Raw genomic sequence first — 18,183 nt, forward strand, 5'->3', positions numbered from 1 at the left:
ATTCAGAAATACGAAAAAACTGACTTACAACAGAACCAACAGAACCTGAACCAGATCATTTAGCCCAAGGAAAATATCATGTCCAACGCAAACCGCAACCGCCTGATCACAACATTATTCTCTGCAGTCTGCCTGTGCGTTTCTGCCAGCAGTTTTGCTGCCACCTCCACTGGTAGCCTGACAGTGTCTGCTACCGTTCTGTCAGCTTGTTCCGTCACAGGTGCTTCTCTGGCGTTTGGTACCTACGCCAGCAGCCAGATCGACAACAGCGCTGCTGTTAGCGTCACTTGCACTAATGGCACATCTTATAATGTAGGCCTGGATGCTGGCGGTGGCTCAGGCGCAACGACCGCTGTCCGCAAGATGACAGGCTCGGTCAGTGGCACATTGAGTTATTCCCTCTACAAAGATTCTGGCCGTAGCACTGTCTGGGGTAACACCGTGGGTTCTGATACCTCCATAGGCACAGGTACAGGCTCTGCGCAATCAATCTCCGTCTATGGTCGCGTACCTGCCGGACAAAGCGTTACCGCTGGCGTGTATAGCGATACTGTGACAGTTACCTTGACTTATTGATCGCTGATTCATTCAGCCCTTGATTCAGATAGTGATGGGCTTAAATAATGATGGGCCTGACACCAGTTTTTCAGTTTGATGATGTTTTCCAAAGGCAGATTTTTCAGGACAGACTGACCCGGGGCGCCGGGTCAGTTACAAGCTTGCCGGGATACGCTGTTTTAGCATTAATCCTGTACTAATCCTGCTTTTCACCGTATTTCCGCCTTCCCCCGTGCTTTTCCCCCATTTTGTTCCCCAATACTTGAACTGCTGCCTTGCATAGCGGTCATAATCCCTTTACGTAAAAAAACTGATCACGCATGCCTGCTCAAAAGCCTGGTCAGCATGAATCAAATGGAAAAAGTAGGAGTCTTATGAAACTTAGCAAGGCGTCGCAGCTGTTGTTCCTGTTCCCGCTACTGGTAGTCACTGCTGCCCAGGCACAAGAAGGCATGTTGAGTCTGGAAATGCTGTATCACCCGACAAAAAAAGAAAAATTTGATACCACGCCACTGACGCGCCTGGCATGGGATGCGCAAAACCGTTTGATAGAAACCCAAAGCAAGGATGGCATAGTCCAGCAATTTGTGGTTAATCCTGTGACCTGGGACAAACAGGTGTTAAGCCTGGATGGCAATATCCTGGCGATGATGACAGCCGCAGGCATACCAGAAAAAGAAGCCAAAGCGCAGATAGACAAACTGACACCGCAAATCAAGCCGGACCTGAAGTCTTACCTGTTCACGTATAAAAATGACTTATGGCTGCTGGATCTGCAACAGGGCAAGGTCAAAGAACTTACCCATACACCAGACCAGGCAGAAGATGAAGCGATACTGTCGCCTGACCTGCAATCGGTCGCCTATCTGAAAGGTAATGATATTTATCTGACAGATGTCGCCACTGCCACAGAAAAACGCCTGACCACCGGCGGCAATGAAACCACTTTCAATGGCCGCCTGGACTGGGTCTATATGGAAGAGATTTATGGCCGTGGCCATTTACGCGCATTCTGGTGGGCACCTGATTCCAAAAAAATCGCTTACCTGAGTTTTGATGAAAGCAAGGTGCCGGTATATACCTTGAGTGGTGATCATGTGCAACCGATCAAGAGCGAACGCACCCGTTATCCCAAGGCAGGCGACCCCAACCCTGAAGTCAAGCTCGGTGTTGTTGATATGACGGGCCAAACCAGCTGGACTGAAAACCCTTATGCGGGCAAGGAAACCCTGATCGTACAGGTAGGCTGGACACCAGACGGTAAATTGCTGGCATCCTGGCAAGACCGCGTGCAGACCTGGCTGGATTTGCGCCTGTATGATGCCCAATACCGCAGCAGGCAATTGCTGCGCGAGAGCAGCCCGGCCTGGGTAGAGCGTTTGCCTTTGCCACAATTTTTGAAAGATGGCAGTTTTGTCTGGGAATCTGACCGCACAGGTCACCATCACCTGTATCGCTATGACCAGCAATATCAGTTCAAAGGTGCAATCACCAAAGGTGACTGGGATATACGCAGCGTTTATGGTGTCGATGAAGCCAAAGGCAAAGTTTTTTTTGCGGCCAATGAACGCAACCCCATAGGCAATGATGTGTATGCCGTCAATCTCGATGGCAGCAAGCTGCAAAGACTGACGACAGAATCAGGCACTCATAATGCACGCTGGAATAGCGCATATACCCATTTCATCGATAGTTGGAGTAGTCTCAAACAGCCACCAAGGCAGGCAGTATTCAATGCAGAAGGTGTATCGCAAAAGCTGGTTGATGATGTCGGCGTGCCTGAGAAAATGCAAAGCCTGAAACTGGCCAAAGTCACGCAACAACAAATCAAGTCGCGTGATGGCTTCCTCATGGAAAGCCTGCTGTTCCTGCCACCAGACTTTGATCCAAAAAAGAAATATCCAGTTTATCAGCATCTGTATTCCGGCCCCATGGCGTCACAAGTGGTTGACCGCTGGAATAATAATCTTTTGTACCACTTCCTGGCGCAGCAAGGTTATATCGTCTGGGTACTGGATAACCGCAGCGCCAGCAACAAGGGCCTGGCCAGCGCCTGGCCGATACACAAAAAACTCGGCCAGCTTGAATTGCAGGACCAGCTTGATGGCCTGGAATGGTTGCGCAAGCAGGGCTGGGCAGATATGGACAGGATAGCCCTGAATGGCTGGAGCTATGGCGGCTATATGACTTCGTATGCGATGACGCACAGCAAGGCCTGGAAGATAGGTTTCGTCGGTGCGCCTGTCACGGATTACCGCCTGTATGACAGCGTTTATACCGAGCGCTACATGGGGCTGCCACAAGACAATGCCGAAGGCTATGACAAGGGCAGCGTGCTCAAAGCTGCCAAGGATCTGAGTGGCAAAATCATGATCATGCACGGCACCATGGATGATAATGTCCATCCGCAAAATACCATTATGTTTATTGATGAACTGATCAAGAATGGCAAAGACTATAGCCTGCAATTGTATCCTGGTGTGGGCCACAGCCCGCGTGGTGACTGGATCAACTGGTCTTTGCAAAAAGCCAAATGGGAATTCTTGAAAAACAATCTCTGATTTTTTTGATCTTTGAGATGCAAAAAAAGCGGTGCAGAAAAATCTGCACCGTTTTTTTATTGCATCAAAGCTGATAAAGCAGAATGACGTGCATGCAAGAAAGCGCTTAAGAAAACAGGGTAGTCTTCACTGACAGCAGTCCGTACTGAAGCCCGTGCCTGCAAGGCTTGTTGCCATGCCGTTAGTTTGGGAAGGTCAGTAAAAAATCCAAAATCTGCTATCCGCTCAAACACATCAAAATAGCGGAATACCGGTGCAAATGCCGCATCTGCGAGGCTGAAATTTTCTCCTGAAAAATAAGGCCCATTGCCTAGCTGTTTTTCCAGTTGTGCAAACTTCGTTTTTAGTTCTGTTGCTTTGGCATTCAGGATTTGCGTATCTGCGGCATTGTAAAAACCGCCTATGTTATTCAGCGTGGCTGAGGCAAATTCTATCCAGGCGCGATGCTGCGCTCTTTCCAGTGCAGCTTCCGGATGCAGGCGGTGTGGCATGGTTTCATCCAGGTATTCGCAAATGACTGCTGATTCAAAGATGGCTTGTCCATCCACCAGCAACACTGGTGTCTTGCCCAGTGGTGATACTTGCAGAAACCAGTCAGGCTTGTTCGCCAGGTCTATGTCTATGCGTTCAAACTCCAGACCTTTCTCGGCGAGGGTAATGGCCGCGCGTTGCACATAAGGGCAAAGCTTGTGGCTGATCAGGGTATATTTATTGCACATGATTTTCCCCTTATGCCAGTGAAAAGCGTGAACTACGGCGCAGGGTAAAGGCACCATCACCGAGTAACCAGACCGCGATTGAAGTCACGATCAGAAACACCGGATATTCCCAGCCACCATTCGGGCTGGTATGCACCCAGCCATTGCCAAAATGCACAGTCGCGGCAACCGCCATGATGGGCACCAGTGCCAGCGCAACCTGGCGGCTGTAGATGCCGAGTACCAGTGCCAGGCCGCCCAACAATTCCAGCGCAAATACGGGATAAGCGAGAAAGCCCGGATAACCTATGCTGATGAAAAACTGCGCCGTACCTGGCAGGGTAAACACAAACAGTTTCAGCAAGGCGTGGGCTATCCACATGACGCCGAGGCTGATGCGTAACAGGGTGATACCGTAGGCATTGCTGCCTTGGTCGGTAGAAGGATTTGAATGCGTCATTTTGTTCTCCAAAAAAGTAGTTGATGGAGCTACTATATGATTTCGCATTTGCAATGAAAATAGGCGATAGGGCAAACTATGAATGCAAAAACGCAATACAAGCTAAATGCTGTTGACCTTGAGGTGGTGCTGGCGCTGGTACGCACCGGCAAACTGGCTGAGGCGGGAGAACGGCTGACACTGGATGCATCCACCGTCTTTCGCAGCATACAAAAGCTGGAAAAAGGCCTGGGCCAGCGCCTGTTTGAACGCTCGCGCACAGGCTATCAGGCCAATGAGCTGGCGCAGGAACTGGCGGTTCATGCAGAGCAAATGGAAGCGCAGCTGGAAGCTGCCCGTTCAGCCATGCAAATGCAGCCAGATCAGGTCGCAGGAGCCGTGCGTATTACGACGACAGACACCATATTGCACGGCTTGCTGGCACCAGTACTAAAGCCCTTGCAATTGCTGCATCCCCTCTTGAGTCTGGATCTGCATGCAGGCAATGAGCTGGCCAGTCTGACCAGGCGCGATGCCGACATTGCGATACGGGCAAGCAAGCGGCCACCGCAGCATTTGATAGGCAAGCATCTGGGGCCTATACGGGTGGCTTTGTATGCAGGCAAAACTACCAGGATAAAGCACTTTGATGCCGATGTCGCGCAGCGTCATCACTGGATAGCCCCTGACGATGCCTTGCCAGAACATCCGTCCGTGGTGTGGCGCAAGAAGCATTTCCCAAAGCTGCAGGCGACCTACAAGGTCAATAGCATACTCACCGTAGCAGAAATGGTGGGGCAGGGTTTGGGCCTGGGTATCTTGCCGCTATTCCTTGCCCAGGGTCGCAAAGATGTAGTGCAACTGAGCGATGTGCTGGATGAATGCCAGACCGAGCTATGGCTGCTGACGCATACCGAGGCCAGGCATTTGCGCCGGGTCTCGGCGGTGTATTCCTACCTGTCGCAAGAGATGGTCTTGAATTGAAAAAAAGCCGCTGTGAGCTTGATCACTCACAGCGGCTTTCTATCGGTAAGACAATATCAGGAAGGGATATTGAAGTCGGACAGTTTCTTGCTGAACTTGAACAGCCAGATACGGTTAGGGCGTTCAGTATCTGCACCACGGGCTACGCGCATGGTATTGCCTGCGGTACAGCCCAGTGCCCCGGCGGTAGTAGTCATCGCACCACTGGCATCTACCGTACACTTGGTGACGTCGGCACCAACCACGATTGCACCGCTAGGATCAACAATCACAGTCTTCATGCCAAAGTCATCATCATTGGTCAGTGCCAAGGTGTTTTCATCGACCAGGGCCAGACCTTCGGCTTTTTCTGCCAGCCAGCCTGCATTGTTCAAATCAAACAACTGTGTTTTCTTGAGCAAGACTACATCGGCATAATTGACACCATTGACTGCCGCACCTGTCATGCTGCTTTTTTCCAGGTCCGTACCCATGTTGGCGATATCGGTCGCATTGCTGGGTACCTGTACCAGCATCAGCTTGTTGAAGGCCTTGCCGTTCGCATCTGTACCCTGTTCTATGACGATGAATTTGCCGTTACCCAGCGAGACCATATCACCCAGTTTGGCATTGCCGGTTTTGCCCGCGGTGTATTGCGTGCTGTCGATAGGGTAGGCATACAGCTTGGTTTTTTCTGTGGCCGGATCAAACTCTACCCAGCGGTTGAACTTGGCATAGTCCTTGATGCTTTCGCTGGTCGCTGCCGTTGCACCAGGCACCGTGTAATTAGCTTTGCCATCGTCCAGCGGGCTTTGGATAAATCCATTCAATTTGCCAGTGGCGATTTCCAGTGACAGACCTTCCATGCCACGGTTGGCGCGACGTTTCAACAAGACGGCTGGCAAGTCGCTTGCGCCTGTGCCTGGCTGGTATTTTTTCAGGATGATGCCGGTGGCAACATCAATCTTCAAAATGAATGGGCCGTATTCATCAGACACCCAGACTACACCGCGTGCTGCATCATAGACGATGGATTCAGTATCGAGGCCATAGTCGCTGAACGTGGTTTTGCTGCTGGCATCAAATTTGGCAGCATCATTCAAAGGCACTTCGGCAGAAGAACCCACTTTACCCGCCGCGATAGACAGGCCGGAAGCATTGATGGTAGGGCTGAACTTGATAGGTGTGCTGGATTTCAGTACAGCGCCATCCTTGCCTATGCTGATCAGGCCAAATGACGGCGTGAAGCTCGGTGACGGGAAGAATTTGGCATCGCTGGTACCAGTGGCGCCAGGCGTCACTACCGAGTTAGGTACTTTGGGGCCATCGCCGTTAGGACCACGATCGGTGATGCCATAAAATTCCAGCGAGCCATCAGCCGCCTTGCCCTTGAAGGTCAGGCCAGAACCATACGATGGCAAGAAACCTTTCGGGAATTCTGCCTTGACTGCGGCATTCGTGCCTTCATACGGCACAAAGAAATTGTCCGCAGCCTGTACCTGGTAACGCGTGATGGCGGCGCTGACCGTGCCCAGGGCATTGGTTTGCGTGACAGTATCAACGACAGGTGTGCCCAGTTTGGATGCCATTGTGTCTTCAAAATGTTCGCGTACCAGGGTGCGGCGGTCTGCATCCACGGTGAGCTTTTGGTAATTCGCTGGCAGCTTGGCCAAAGTTGCCGTCAGTGCTGTATTGAAGTTGGCAGCAGTGGCATTGAAATCCAGCGTCTGACCAGCGAGCGCAGTCTTTACTGTAGCAGGTATTTTGATACCTGTAGCAACATCATTGTCTTCATCCAGCAATTGCAGGAATAGCAGGCGGTTGACCACGCTGTCATCCTTGACGTTACTGGAATTAGCCAGCGTTAATGGTGTAATGGTTGTGGCGCAAGGAGCAGAGCCGATACCTATGCCACCCACAGAAAATGCAACAGTGTCGCCCACATTGCAGCTAAAGCCGCCCGTGGCAGATGTGTTTTGCTTGGTGCCGCCAGCAACAGAATATTCAAGACCATCCACTGCGGCATCCAGGAATATGCCATTGACCGGTGTAGGCGTGGCAGGTGTGGTGACGACAGTATTATTGCTGCTGCCACCGCAGGCGCTCAGCAGCATGGCGGCAGCCAGGCTACTGAGTATCAGGTTCTTGTTACTTTGCATCATTTGATATGACCTTTTGAATAGATAAATTTGCGTGAAAATTCTTGCCCGCGAATTTACTACCGGCATATGACGCAGCAATGACACTATCGACAATGTTGTCGTAATGCGAAGGTCACAATTGGCTTTTATAGTGTGCTCATCAAAATCCATGGAGTGCATATCATGATCAAGTTTGTCGTTCGTACCAGCATATTCAGTCTAGCTTTGAGCGTGTTGCTGCCACTGAGTGATGCAATTGCCGCCGGCAATATGGTGCCCGACTATGAAGTCAAATTGCTCATGAACCCGAATGTGGTTCTGGATGCAGATCACAAACTCAAGAGTACGGTACTCAGCACCTTCAGCATGCCAACATCCGTGACCAAGATGAATGTGCTGTTCATGGATACCAATGCCAAGGATATCTACGGCAATACATGGATAGCGCGAATACGCAAGACCGAAGGTGAAAGTGATTTCGAGCTGACCTACAAGAAACGCTATGCCATAGACAATGGCAATATCACTGAAGCCCTGTATAAAGCCAATGCAGAGGGTTTTGACTCTACAGAAAAGAATTATGAAGCCCAGGTTGAATGGGGTTATCAAAAGAAGACCCTGAGTATTTCCAACAGCAAGACAGACAGCAAATCCGGATATAGCGGCATGGACCTGCCATCGGCCAGTGACTCCCGCAGTCTGCTGAAAAAGAATATCCCTGGCAAGCTGAATAACTGGCTGTATAGCGGCTGGGGCACATCCATGCTGGATAGCTCGCGCAAGTATGGCCCGATACTGGCCAAGCGCTCAGTCGGCACCTGGAGCGGCCTGAAGCTGTACATCGAAGTCTGGCCTATTTTGAACCAGGCTGGTACAGGTACTGACTACATCGTCGAAGCCTCTTTCAAGACCACGAGCGAAGCAACAGCATCAGCCAAGCATGATGAATTGCAGGCTTACCTGATTTCGCGTGGCTGGTTTGTGGCAGAAGATTCGCTGAAGACCCAGCTCATCATGGATCGGTACTAAGGACTTACACAAAATTGTCCCAGCAAGGCTAACGCTTTAGGTAAGCTCTCTTGCAAGAGAGCTTCGTTACATTGGCAGACAACGTTGTTGTCTGAAACCCCAAAACACCGTAGCGACGAAGACAGTACTTTAGTACCGGGTTTTACTAAATGCGGGAGCTGCAACGCAGCTGGGGCGGTTTTGTGTAAATCCGCTAAGAATCTTTAAGGCCTTGCCAGCGTGGCGTCAGTTCATGCGGCAAGGCAAACATATCGAGTACGCGACCCAGCGTGTGATCGACCATCTCTTCTATGCTTTGCGGACGGTGGTAAAAACCAGGCAGAGGCGGGAAGATGATGCCGCCCATTTCTGTGACGGCTGTCATATTGCGCAAGTGCGCGAGGTTGAACGGTGTTTCGCGCACCATCAGGACCAGGCGGCGGCGTTCCTTCAAGACCACATCGGCAGCGCGGGTGATGAGATTGTCGGACAGCCCATGTGCCACGGCTGCCAGGGTTTTCATCGAGCAGGGCGCGATGACCATGCCGTCTGACAAAAACGAACCGCTGGCGATACTGGCGCCGACATCGCGCACATTGTGGACAACATCGGCCAGGGCTTCTACATCCTTGCGCTTCAAGTCCATTTCCTGGTGCAAGTTCAGCACACCTGCTTCTGAAATCAGCAAATGACTTTCTACGCCAGAAATATTGCGCAAGACTTGCAGCAGCCGCACACCATAGATGGCACCTGTTGCACCGGTAATGGCAACAATCAGGCGCTTGGGGGCTGCGGCTTCAGTCATGCCTTGCTTAGTCTTTCAGCAAAGTCTGCAATTCACCGCTGTCAAACATTTCATTCATGATGTCGGAACCACCAACGAATTCGCCTTTGACATACAACTGAGGTACGGTAGGCCAGTTGGAAAAATCCTTGATGCCCTGGCGTACTTCCGGGTCTTCCAGCACATTCACGGTGACCATGTTTTGCACACCGCAAGTCTTCAACAATTGTATTGCACGGCCAGAAAAGCCGCATTGCGGGAATTGGGCAGTACCCTTCATGAATAACACTACAGGGTTTGCAGTAACAGTTTCTTTGATCCAGCTTTGTACATCGCTCATGGCTATCTTCCAGTAATTATTACGAATACCGTCATTATAGTAGAAAGCACACTGCAGTGTCGGTTAGCTCAGGTCAGGTAAGTGAAGGTAAATTAATTTGCGGTTTCTGGTGCGATAATCTATTAGTGTTACATTAAGACCTTAGAGCAATAGCCTAGAGCCGATAAATCGGCCATGTCTCAGGAGACCCGTATGCAAATGCGTGACACTGGAATTTCCTCCGGGCAAGTTAAGCCTGGCCCTGGCATAAGTTCTGCTTCATCAGCCCGCATGATGATAGAACAGGCACATGAACGCTCCGCCGCCTATGGCTTGCCGCGCACGGCTACGCCAGACTATGACCCCCTGGGCAAGACTGATCTCAAGACCCTGCTCGAGCAAAACCGGGTCTTGCATCAGCATGCCTTGCCGGTCATGGAAAACCTGTATGAGCAAATAATTAACACGCACAATATGGTCATCCTGACCGATGTGAATGGGCTCATTATCCATACGCTTGGCGATGCTGATTTTCTGGAAAAGGCCGACAGGGTGGCACTGAGTCCCGGTGTCGTCTGGTCTGAGCGCAGCAAAGGCACGAATGCCATAGGCACGGCCATTGCCGAAAAAACACCTACCATCGTCCATGCAGACCAGCATTATCTCGAAGCCAACAATTTTCTGACTTGCTCAGCCGCACCTATTTTTGATGTCATGGGCAATGTCATCGGTGTGCTGGATGTGACGGGGGACCAGCATAATTTCCACAAGCACACCATGGCCCTGGTGCGCATGTCGGCGCAGATGATCGAAAACCAGTTGTTTGCCTCTTCTTTTCAGGATGCAATCAAACTCAGTTTTCACAGCCGCCCGGAATTTTTGGGCACCCTGATGGAAGGTATCGCCTGTTTCGACAATGATGGCCGTTTTTTATCTGCCAGCCGTAGTGGCTTGTTTCAGCTGGGTTTGCCACTGTCTGCCTTGCAGACGCATACCTTCAGTTCCCTGTTTGGTTTGCCTGTATCAGCTTTGCATGAACACTACCGCACCGCGACACCGGGTTTGCTGACGCTGTGCCTGCATAATGGTGTGCGGGTGTATGCCAAAAGCCAGAGTCTCAAACGTCAGTCAACTGGAGCCAGACATGTGCTGGACAATGCACGTGAACCGCAAGCGGCAGAAGTCAAACCCAAGCTATCCAGCCTGCATTATCTGGATACCGGCGACCAGCAACTTGCCCGCGCCATCGATAAACTCAAACGTGTCATAGGTCGTGATATCTCGATACTGGTGACGGGTGAGACGGGTACCGGCAAGGAATTGCTGGCCCAGGCAGTACACAATGATTCACCACGTAAATCCAGCCCCTTTGTTGCCGTGAATTGTGCATCGATACCAGAGACCCTGATTGAATCAGAACTGTTCGGCTATGAAGATGGCGCTTTCACTGGCGCACGCAAGAAAGGCAATATAGGCAAGATCTTGCAGGCCAATGGCGGTACGCTTTTTCTAGATGAAATCGGTGACATGCCCCTCAATCTGCAAGCCCGTTTGCTGCGGGTCTTGCAGGAGCGTATGGTGACACCACTGGGTAGCAGCAAATCCATCCCGGTCAACCTCGCCCTGATCTGCGCCACCAACCGCAACCTGCGCGAGATGATAGGTAAAGGCGAATTCCGTGATGACCTGTATTACCGTCTGAATGGCCTGGTAGTGCGCCTGCCGCCCTTGCGTGAACGCACGGACCTCGATGTTGTTATTGCTAAAGTCCTGGCGACAGAAAGCGAAGGCAGGCAATACAAGATTGCGCCTGCAGTGATGCAGTTATTTCATGCCCATGGTTGGCCGGGTAACTTCCGCCAACTGACAAATCTCTTGCGCACTGCCATTGTCATGACGGACGCCGACATGGAAATCCGTCTCGAACATTTGCCTGAGGATTTTCTGGAAGACATGGACGTGGCATTCAAGCCCACTACCATAGCCTTGAGTCAAACACCAGCCAGTCTGGATGCGCTGGAAATGGATGCTATACAACAAGCCTTGCAGCAACATCAGGGCAACGTTACTGCTGCGGCCAAGGCCCTGGGGGTGTCGCGTAATACAATTTATCGCAAGCTGTCCGCTTTGAAGAGTGACTGATCAAGCCTGCGGGCCGTGCAAAACCGCAGTACCCAGTAAATCATTTTCTTCATCCGTAAACAGGCGTGAACGTGTCAAAAAGCGTTTGCCTGTGCCATTGTCGAGTGAAAACATACCACCCATGCCATTGACGACATCAATGATCAGTTGTGTGTGCCGCCAGTATTCAAACTGATCACTGCCCATATAAAACGGCGTGCCATCCAGATCACCCAGATACACATCGGCATCGCCTATGCCGTATTCATTCCTGGCATAACAAAGCGGTGAACTGCCATCACAACAACCGCCAGACTGGAAAAATAATAGCGGGCCGTATTTGGTTTGCAGCACGCTGATAAATTCGAGTGCTGCAGGTGTGGCAGTGACGCGGGCAGGTGTGTTGGTCATTTTGTTTGTATCGGTTGTTTATGCTTAAGACCGAAAAGCTCACCACAGAGGCACAGAGACACAGAGAAAAAACAGGAGAAGATCCACATCTGTTTTGCAATGTCTCTATGGGCCAGTAGATGAATGAAGCATAAAGAGGAGAAGCAAGTTTTGGTCTCTCAGTTTCTCTCTTGCCTTCCTCTGTGTCTCCGTGTCTCTGTGTTGAGAGGTCTTAAATGTCAATCAAAAGAACCCCATCGCATTCGGGTTATAGCTTACCAGCAGGTTTTTAGTTTGCTGATAATGATCCAGCATCATCTTGTGATTCTCGCGTCCTATGCCGGATTGTTTGTAACCACCAAATGCTGCATGCGCTGGATACAGATGGTAGCAATTGGTCCAGACGCGGCCAGCTTCAATGGCGCGGCCAACGCGGAATGCGCGGGAACCGTCGCGTGTCCACAAGCCAGCACCCAAGCCATACAGGGTGTCGTTGGCGATAGCTATCGCGTCTTCTTCATCCTTGAAGGTAGTCACGGACACCACAGGTCCAAAGATTTCTTCCTGGAAGATACGCATCTTGTTGTGACCTTGGAAGATGGTCGGTTTGACGTAGTAACCCTTGGCTAGATCGCCATCCAGCATATTTCTTTCGCCGCCTATCAAGAGCTGGGCGCCTTCCTGTTTGCCTATGTCCAGGTAAGAGAGAATTTTTTCCAGCTGTTCCTGCGAAGCCTGGGCACCTATCATGGTGGTGCTGTCGAGCGGGTTGCCCTGCTTGATGGCGGCGACGCGCTTGATTGCCCTGGCCATGAACTGGTCATAGATGGATTCCTGTATCAACACGCGTGAAGGGCAGGTACAGACTTCACCCTGGTTCAGTGCGAACATGGCAAAGCCTTCCAGGCATTTGTCGAAGAAGGCATCATCTTTTTCCATGACATCGGCAAAGAAGACATTCGGCGATTTTCCACCCAGTTCCAAAGTCACAGGGATCAGGTTTTGCGAAGCATATTGCATGATCAGGCGGCCAGTGCCAGTCTCACCGGTAAAGGCAATCTTGGCGATGCGCTTGCTCGATGCCAGTGGCTTGCCGGCCTCCAGGCCAAAACCATTGACGACATTGAATACGCCAGGCGGTAACAGGTCCTTGATCAAATCAACCAATACCATGATGGAGGCTGGTGTTTGCTCTGCCGGTTTCATGACTATGCAATTGCCTGCGGCCAGTGCTGGGGCCATTTTCCATACTGCCATCAGGATAGGGAAGTTCCATGGAATGATCTGACCGACCACGCCCAGTGGTTCATGAAAATGATAGGCATAAGTCTGGTCATCGATCTGTGAAACCGAGCCTTCCTGCGCACGTATGCAACCGGCAAAATAACGGAAGTGGTCAATCGCCAGCGGGATATCTGCCGCCATGGTTTCGCGTATGGGTTTGCCATTGTCTATAGTCTCTGCAGTCGCCAGCAGACTCAGGTTGGCTTCCATGCGGTCAGCGATCTTGTTGAGAATATTGGCACGGTCGGCTGGTGAAGTTTTGCCCCAGGCCACTTTGGCAGCATGGGCAGCATCAAGTGCCAGCTCCACATCTTCAGCCGTTGAGCGTGCCACTTCACAAAAAGCCTGGCCGATGACAGGACTGATATTCTCGAAATATTCACCCTTGACCGGGGCCACAAATTTACCGCCTATGAAATTATCGTAGCGTTTGGCGAAAGGATTGCTGATGCCGAGTTTGCTGATGTCTGCCATGTTCATGATGGTGGTCTCCGTTGTTTATTAGATGGTGCGCATAAGCTGCGACACGGGGATAACAACGCAAATGGCGTGCCATGATGGGAATGTTTTCCTGACAGAAAAACACAGCAGGTGCAGACTGGAGATAGGAAAGGTACAGAGGGGGATTTACTGCTGATGCTGGTGAAGGATTTGCGGAGAAGAGATAAGTGGAAAATTCATATGTCACATTATTTCGCAACACTGATCAGACTGTCACAATTTGGGACAGTCTGATCAACAAGTTTATTACTTACCCACGCAATTTCGCAAACGCCGCTGCCATCGCATTACCCGAGGGTGCTGGTGCCTGAGCTTGTGAGCGATGTTGATTGAGGCGCTTGGCGTCGTTACGGTCGCCACGCTGTTCAGGCTTGCTGCCTGCTACAGGCGCAGCATCGCTCAGGCGCATGGTCAGCGCGATACGCTGGCGTTTGACATCGACTTCCAGCACTTTCACTTTGACAACCTGGCCAGCTTTAACAACTGTATGCGGGTCCTTGACGAAGGTATTCGACAAGGCAGAGATATGTACCAGACCATCCTGATGCACACCAATATCAACGAAAGCACCAAAGGCGGCAACGTTGGTGACTACGCCTTCCAAAATCATGTCGGGGCGCAAATCCTTGATTTCTTCTACGCCGTCCTTGAAGGTGGCAGTAGTGAATTCAGGACGTGGGTCACGGCCTGGTTTTTCCAGTTCGCCTATGATGTCCGTGATGGTCGGTACACCGAATTTTTCATCGGCGTATTTAGCTGGATTCAGGGATTTCAACAAACCAGAATCACCGATGACGCCCTTCACATCCTTCTTAATATCCGCCAGGATTTTTTCTACCAGCGGATAAGATTCGGGGTGGACTGCGGAAGCATCAAGCGGGTTGCTGCCATTCATGATGCGCAAGAAACCGGCGGCTTGTTCGAATGTCTTGTCACCCAGGCGCGGTACTGCACGCAAGTCTGAACGCGAGTTGAACATGCCCTTGGCATCGCGGAAATTGACGATGCTTTGTGCCACGCTGGACGACAGTCCAGAGACACGCGCCAGCAAAGGTGCAGAAGCCGTATTCACATCGACACCAACCGCATTCACGCAATCTTCAACCACTGCATCGAGTGAGCGCGCCAGTTGTGACTGGCTGACGTCATGCTGGTACTGGCCTACACCTATGGACTTGGGATCGATCTTCACCAGTTCCGCCAACGGGTCTTGCAGGCGGCGTGCAATTGATACTGCACCACGGATGGATACATCCAGGTCAGGCAATTCTTTGGACGCAAATTCAGAGGCAGAATACACCGATGCACCCGCTTCAGAAACCACGATCTTGGTCAGTTTCAGTTCAGGCTTGAGCTTGATCAAATCGCCTGCCAGTTTGTCGGTTTCACGCGATGCCGTGCCATTGCCGATAGAGATCAGCGAGACATTGTGCTTGGCTGCCAGTTGCGCCAATACATGCAGCGAACCATCCCAGTCGTTGCGTGGCTGATGCGGGTAAATTGTGGCGTACTCAACTACCTTGCCTGTGGCATCCACGATCGCTACTTTGACACCGGTGCGCAGGCCAGGATCAAGGCCCATGGTGGCGCGTGGGCCAGCAGGTGCGGCCAGCAGCAGGGCTTTGAGGTTGCGCGCAAAGACATTGATGGCTTCGACTTCTGCGGTTTCGCGCAGCTTGCCCATCAGCTCAGTATCGAGATGCATGAAGACCTTGACGCGCCAGGCCCAGCGCACAGTATCGACCAGCCATTTGTCGGCTGGGCGGTCTTTCTGGCTCACGCCAAAGCGGGCAGCGATGCGGCTTTCGCAAGGGTTCAGCGGTGCATCCCATTTTGGTTTTTCTTCTTCGCTATCCAGACGCAAAGTCACAGTCAGCATTTCTTCGCGACGGCCACGGAACAAAGCCAGGGCACGGTGGGAAGGGATAGTGCCCAGGGTTTCTGAATAGTCGAAATAATCGGCAAATTTTTCACCGGCTTCTTCTTTGCCGGCAACGACCTTGGATTCCACGATGCCATGGTCATTCAGGTATTCACGCAGGGCTTGCAACAGGGTCGCATCTTCGGCAAAGCGTTCCATCAGGATCTGGCGCGCACCATCGAGGGCAGCTTTGGCATCTGCCACACCCGGGTTGTCGCCATTGTCGGTGGTGAAGGCTGGTTTCAGGTAATTCGCAGCTTCGGTATCTGGGTTCAACATCGGGTCGGCCAGCAAGGCATCGGCCAGTGGCAGCAAACCAGCTTCAACAGCGATCTGGGCCTTGGTGCGGCGCTTGGGTTTGTACGGCAGGTACAAGTCTTCGAGACGAGTCTTGTCTTCGGCATGGGTGATGGCATCCAGCAGCACTGGTGTCATCTTGCCCTGTTCTTCTATTGAGGCGATGATGGCGGTGCGGCGGTCTTCCAGTTCGCGCAGATAGCGCAGGCGCTCTTCCAGCAGGCGCAACTGGATGTCATCCAGGCCACCGGTCACTTCTTTACGGTAACGGGCGATAAACGGGACGGTTGCACCTTCGTCCAGCAAGGCAACAGCAGCAGCAACCTGAACCGGCTTGGCAACCAGTTCTACGGCAAGTCTTTGTTCAATCGAAGGCAACATAAATCCAGAATCCAGACATAAAAAAAGCAATCAAGGCGCAGATGATACGCAATTTGTGACTTTGCGCCAGTCTTGACAGCAGGCGCAGACTAGGCTTAGTTCTGCCCAATTTTCATTTCTGCCAGTCACAAATTGAAATCGCGGGCAAGAAAATAACAAAACTGTCCCGTATTCCGGGGCAGTTTACCTCGCTCTTGTCGACTGAGCTTGTTGTTTCAGCAAGCCATAGACCAGATGTCGGCGCTTGCCACATGGGAAGCGGGTGCGGCAGTCGCGATTACCTGTACCGGTCTGGCACCCGTCAGGCCTGTAATGCCATCGGCTGTCAGCACGAAGGCATGTGTTTCATAGGTTCTGGTATTCATGGCAGAGCCAACTATCCAGCCCTTGTCATTGATATCAAGGGCGTTTGCCAGTGTCCAGCCGGCGTCGCGCTGAGACTGGTCGAGGAATTGATTCAAATCGACGGGAGCACTGTCAGGTGTATTCCAGAGCAAAGCATGGAATTGGCCGTTGGCGCTGATCTCTGAACCGACTACCTGATTTTTATTATTGATGGCACTTGCATAACAAAAAGATCCCGCAGTGCTTTGCATGATGGTTTCTTTTTGATTGTTCCACAGTACAGGATGTGCGTACATCTCGTCGTCAAGTATATATCCTACGACCATGCCACTGTCATTGATGCTGTCGGCGGCACCATGATGCGTTGGCGATAAATTGATGATATTGCCATCTTTCCAGATGACAGGATGGGTATAGTCGCTGGGTTCTGCACCAGAAGCCCAGCCAGCTATCACGCCATCATTATTGATGGCTAATGCATTACTGTCCGTGCCGCCCAGGGTGCCGAGATCAATCACTCCTTTGTCATTCCATAGGGTGGCGTGGTGTGCATCCCATGAATTGCCTGTAAAGCTGTTGCCAACGACCACACCTTTGTCATTGATGGCATTAGCACTACTCTTATACAGGCCATCGCTTAATGATGCGAGGTAGTTCGTCTTGCCGTCTTGCCAGATGGTGGCGGTTGTCTGGAAACTGCCATTCACTTCTTTCAGTGAAGAGCCAACAATGTCGGACAAGTTGTTGATCCCGTAAGCATGGCTCTCAACATCTGCCAGCAAGCTGGTTTTGGGGACGTAATATGAATTGTCCCAAAGTACTGCATAGGTAGTTTGGACACCATATTTAGATGAACTATGTGAGTTGCCAGATTCACTTTTTGTATCGCTGCCTATCATCTGGCCAGCATCGTTGATGGCGTTGGCAAAACTATACTGGCCACCAAAAGTGCTCAGGTCTGCATAAGTGTAGACGGGTTTTTGAAAACTGATTTTGTTTAAGGACATTAAGGACTTTAAGGACATGCAACAGGCTCCAATGTTGTTGTGATCAATCTAGCTTTTTTCAGGGGGACGCACGAAAACCTGACCAGGCAATACGTATCAAGGCAGCAGTTTTCGCAAGTCTTGTTGGTTAATTGGTATGATGGGAGAAAACTTTGGCCTATCCCAAATACCTGATTGCTTTGACAATGTTGCTATTGTATTAGTTCTTGCTTTTAAACATTATTTTTATTTCAAGATGACTATCTCTACCAAATCCATTTTGAGGGGCCTGTTCCCTGTTATTGCTATTAGCGCGCTGTGCATGTCCAATGCCATGGCTATCGAAGATTGTGAATTAAGGAATCTCTGATTAAGTCCCCGAGCAATGATTCAGAAACGGTAATATAAGCTTATTTTCCATTGAATCATAAATACCATGAGACAGACAACATTTGCCGAAGGTGGCTTTGAACGCTATGCCAAGAC

General features: G+C 51.1%; 14 protein-coding genes. 5 read left to right on the top strand and 9 right to left on the bottom strand.

What is annotated here, in order from left to right:
- Positions 1-78 precede the first annotated feature (78 nt).
- A complete protein-coding gene (locus ACO0LL_RS07975; protein ID WP_422950341.1) occupies positions 79-576 on the top strand; it encodes a Csu type fimbrial protein in 498 nt (165 codons plus the stop codon).
- 356 nt (positions 577-932) lie between these two features.
- The gene (locus ACO0LL_RS07980; RefSeq protein WP_422950342.1) at positions 933-3,119 is read left to right on the top strand and encodes a S9 family peptidase; all 2,187 of its coding nucleotides are present in this window, start codon (positions 933-935) and stop codon (positions 3,117-3,119) included.
- 56 nt (positions 3,120-3,175) lie between these two features.
- Here the strand turns inward: ACO0LL_RS07980 and ACO0LL_RS07985 are convergent, their stop codons facing one another.
- A complete protein-coding gene (locus ACO0LL_RS07985; protein ID WP_422950343.1) occupies positions 3,176-3,838 on the bottom strand; it encodes a glutathione S-transferase family protein in 663 nt (220 codons plus the stop codon).
- A 10-nt stretch (positions 3,839-3,848) separates the two neighbouring features.
- Positions 3,849-4,277 carry a DoxX family protein gene (locus ACO0LL_RS07990; protein ID WP_422950344.1) on the bottom strand — a complete coding sequence of 143 codons (429 nt, stop codon included), beginning with the start codon at positions 4,275-4,277 and terminating at the stop codon, positions 3,849-3,851.
- Between the two features lie 78 nt (positions 4,278-4,355).
- On the opposite strand from ACO0LL_RS07990, the gene ACO0LL_RS07995 reads away from it, so the two are divergent.
- Entirely contained in the window at positions 4,356-5,240 is an 885-nt protein-coding gene (locus tag ACO0LL_RS07995) for a LysR family transcriptional regulator (RefSeq protein ID WP_422950345.1), read from the top strand.
- 56 nt (positions 5,241-5,296) lie between these two features.
- Here ACO0LL_RS07995 and ACO0LL_RS08000 read toward each other — a convergent pair whose 3' ends face one another.
- Entirely contained in the window at positions 5,297-7,381 is a 2,085-nt protein-coding gene (locus tag ACO0LL_RS08000) for an esterase-like activity of phytase family protein (protein ID WP_422950346.1), read from the bottom strand.
- Positions 7,382-7,543: 162 nt separating this feature from the next.
- Between ACO0LL_RS08000 and ACO0LL_RS08005 the strand changes: the two genes are divergently transcribed.
- Positions 7,544-8,389, top strand: coding sequence for a hypothetical protein (locus tag ACO0LL_RS08005; protein ID WP_422950347.1), 846 nt, complete (start codon positions 7,544-7,546; stop codon positions 8,387-8,389).
- 193 nt (positions 8,390-8,582) lie between these two features.
- On the opposite strand, the gene ACO0LL_RS08010 is transcribed toward ACO0LL_RS08005, so the two are convergent.
- Both ACO0LL_RS08010 and grxD read right to left on the bottom strand, forming a co-directional pair.
- Complete coding sequence (locus ACO0LL_RS08010) at positions 8,583-9,173, bottom strand: UbiX family flavin prenyltransferase (protein ID WP_422950348.1); 591 nt, start codon at positions 9,171-9,173, stop codon at positions 8,583-8,585.
- 7 nt (positions 9,174-9,180) lie between these two features.
- Positions 9,181-9,492: a Grx4 family monothiol glutaredoxin gene (gene grxD, locus ACO0LL_RS08015; protein ID WP_422950349.1), complete on the bottom strand. Its 312-nt coding sequence runs from the start codon at positions 9,490-9,492 to the stop codon at positions 9,181-9,183.
- Positions 9,493-9,765: 273 nt separating this feature from the next.
- Here grxD and ACO0LL_RS08020 point away from each other — a divergent pair, with 273 nt between their 5' ends.
- The gene (locus ACO0LL_RS08020; protein WP_422950364.1) at positions 9,766-11,613 is read left to right on the top strand and encodes a sigma-54-dependent Fis family transcriptional regulator; all 1,848 of its coding nucleotides are present in this window, start codon (positions 9,766-9,768) and stop codon (positions 11,611-11,613) included.
- Here the strand turns inward: ACO0LL_RS08020 and ACO0LL_RS08025 are convergent, their stop codons facing one another.
- From ACO0LL_RS08025 to ACO0LL_RS08040, 4 genes are all read right to left on the bottom strand, one after another.
- Positions 11,614-12,003, bottom strand: coding sequence for a DUF779 domain-containing protein (locus ACO0LL_RS08025; RefSeq protein WP_422950350.1), 390 nt, complete (start codon positions 12,001-12,003; stop codon positions 11,614-11,616).
- A 222-nt stretch (positions 12,004-12,225) separates the two neighbouring features.
- On the bottom strand, positions 12,226-13,746 hold the full coding sequence (adh, locus tag ACO0LL_RS08030) for an aldehyde dehydrogenase (protein ID WP_422950351.1): 1,521 nt from the start codon (positions 13,744-13,746) through the stop codon (positions 12,226-12,228).
- Between the two features lie 271 nt (positions 13,747-14,017).
- On the bottom strand, positions 14,018-16,366 hold the full coding sequence (locus ACO0LL_RS08035) for a Tex family protein (RefSeq protein WP_422950352.1): 2,349 nt from the start codon (positions 16,364-16,366) through the stop codon (positions 14,018-14,020).
- Positions 16,367-16,581: 215 nt separating this feature from the next.
- Positions 16,582-17,718 (bottom strand): hypothetical protein, encoded by a 1,137-nt coding sequence (locus ACO0LL_RS08040; RefSeq protein WP_422950353.1) that lies wholly within the window; start codon positions 17,716-17,718, stop codon positions 16,582-16,584.
- Between the last annotated feature and the right edge of the window lie 465 nt (positions 17,719-18,183).

Origin of the sequence: Undibacterium sp. TC4M20W (assembly GCF_049340245.1) — a bacterium.
GTDB lineage: Bacteria > Pseudomonadota > Gammaproteobacteria > Burkholderiales > Burkholderiaceae_D > Undibacterium.

Coding starts and splice junctions, on each gene's coding strand:
- ACO0LL_RS07975 (WP_422950341.1), top strand. CDS start 79: ATGTCCAACGCAAACCGCAACCGCCTGATCACAACATTATTCTCTGCA.
- ACO0LL_RS07980 (WP_422950342.1), top strand. CDS start 933: ATGAAACTTAGCAAGGCGTCGCAGCTGTTGTTCCTGTTCCCGCTACTG.
- ACO0LL_RS07985 (WP_422950343.1), bottom strand. CDS start 3,838: ATGTGCAATAAATATACCCTGATCAGCCACAAGCTTTGCCCTTATGTG.
- ACO0LL_RS07990 (WP_422950344.1), bottom strand. CDS start 4,277: ATGACGCATTCAAATCCTTCTACCGACCAAGGCAGCAATGCCTACGGT.
- ACO0LL_RS07995 (WP_422950345.1), top strand. CDS start 4,356: ATGAATGCAAAAACGCAATACAAGCTAAATGCTGTTGACCTTGAGGTG.
- ACO0LL_RS08000 (WP_422950346.1), bottom strand. CDS start 7,381: ATGATGCAAAGTAACAAGAACCTGATACTCAGTAGCCTGGCTGCCGCC.
- ACO0LL_RS08005 (WP_422950347.1), top strand. CDS start 7,544: ATGATCAAGTTTGTCGTTCGTACCAGCATATTCAGTCTAGCTTTGAGC.
- ACO0LL_RS08010 (WP_422950348.1), bottom strand. CDS start 9,173: ATGACTGAAGCCGCAGCCCCCAAGCGCCTGATTGTTGCCATTACCGGT.
- grxD (WP_422950349.1), bottom strand. CDS start 9,492: ATGAGCGATGTACAAAGCTGGATCAAAGAAACTGTTACTGCAAACCCT.
- ACO0LL_RS08020 (WP_422950364.1), top strand. CDS start 9,766: ATGATAGAACAGGCACATGAACGCTCCGCCGCCTATGGCTTGCCGCGC.
- ACO0LL_RS08025 (WP_422950350.1), bottom strand. CDS start 12,003: ATGACCAACACACCTGCCCGCGTCACTGCCACACCTGCAGCACTCGAA.
- adh (WP_422950351.1), bottom strand. CDS start 13,746: ATGAACATGGCAGACATCAGCAAACTCGGCATCAGCAATCCTTTCGCC.
- ACO0LL_RS08035 (WP_422950352.1), bottom strand. CDS start 16,366: ATGTTGCCTTCGATTGAACAAAGACTTGCCGTAGAACTGGTTGCCAAG.
- ACO0LL_RS08040 (WP_422950353.1), bottom strand. CDS start 17,718: ATGTCCTTAAACAAAATCAGTTTTCAAAAACCCGTCTACACTTATGCA.